Consider the following 1,284-nt stretch of genomic DNA (forward strand, 5'->3'; position numbering starts at 1 on the left):
GCCCAGGGATGGATCGCGGTTCTGCGCGTCGGGTCGAACAGCGGACCGCGCGCATGGCTGACGATCGCGCCGAAGGTGACAGGCGTATAGGGCGCACGGAACGTGGTCAGGCCGACCTCCGGGATCGGCTTTCCCAGCGTCTCGGCGGCAATCGCCAGGCCGTGCATGTTGGAGGTCTTGCCCTGGTCGGTCGCCATGCCGTTGGTGGTGAAGCGCTTGACGTGCTCGATCGAGCGCATGCCTTCGTGCACCGCCTGGCGGATATCCTTGGCGGTGACGTCGTTCTGGAAATCGACGAACGCCTTCACAGTCGTGTCCGGCCCGGCGCCGGGCGCCGCGCCCAACATACCGCGCGACCAGCTCTCCGACGCATCGACCTTCGGCTTACTGCTCTTGGCGGCTTTGGCGCCGGCATCTTTCGCCGCCTTGGCGCCCGCCGCATAGGCCTCGTCCACCGTCGCCGACAGCCCGTCGGTGCCGTTGCAGGCGCCCACCGAGACGCAGTCCTGCGCATAGGTGCCCGGCACGAAGCGCTTGGTCTCGTCGTTGAAGGCGACCTTTCCGCGCGACTGCGAGAACAGATGCACCGACGGCGTCCAGCCGGCCGACATCAGGATCGCATCGACCGCGATGGTGCGTTCGCCGCCGCCATTCTTCGGCTGCACGGTCATCGACGACACCCTGAGCTTACCGCCAGCGCGGATCACCGCGCGGCCGAAATTGATCTCGATGCCGAGCGCCCTCGCCTCGTCGATCACCGGTCCGGTCGGATTTTCGCGCAGATCGACGATCGCCGCCACGTTGACGCCGGCCTTCTTCAGGTCGATCGCCGCCGCGTAAGCAGAATCATTGGCGGTGTAGACGCCGACATTCCTGCCGACCGCGACGCCATAGTGGTTGAGATAGGTGCGCGCGGCACCCGCCAGCATGATGCCCGGCCGGTCATTGTCGGCAAACACCATGTGGCGCTCGATCTCGCCCGAGGCCAGCACCACGCGCTTGGCCCGGACCTGCCACAGCCGCTCGCGCGCCAGATCGTGGCCGGGGGTCCTCAGATGCTCGCTGACACGCTCGACCAGCCCCACAAAATTCTGCGCATAGTAGCCGAACGCCGTCGTTCGCGACAGCACGCGGACATTGTCCATTGCGGCGAGCTTCGCCACGGCAGCTTGCGCCCAGGCAAAACCGTCCTGGCCGTCGATTTTCGCGCCGCTCTCGAAACGCAGGCTGCCGCCGAACTCGGCCTGCTCGTCGGCGAGGATGACGCGCACGCCGGTCTCAGCC

The 1,284-nt window shown here is 67.1% G+C and carries 1 pseudogene; it reads right to left on the reverse strand.

The window, feature by feature from the left end:
* Nucleotides 1–1,284: pseudogene (locus EN750_RS34815) on the reverse strand (sarcosine oxidase subunit alpha); the annotation flags it as partial.

It is taken from the genome of Mesorhizobium sp. M7A.F.Ca.ET.027.03.2.1, from assembly GCF_003999175.1.
Classification (GTDB): domain Bacteria; phylum Pseudomonadota; class Alphaproteobacteria; order Rhizobiales; family Rhizobiaceae; genus Mesorhizobium.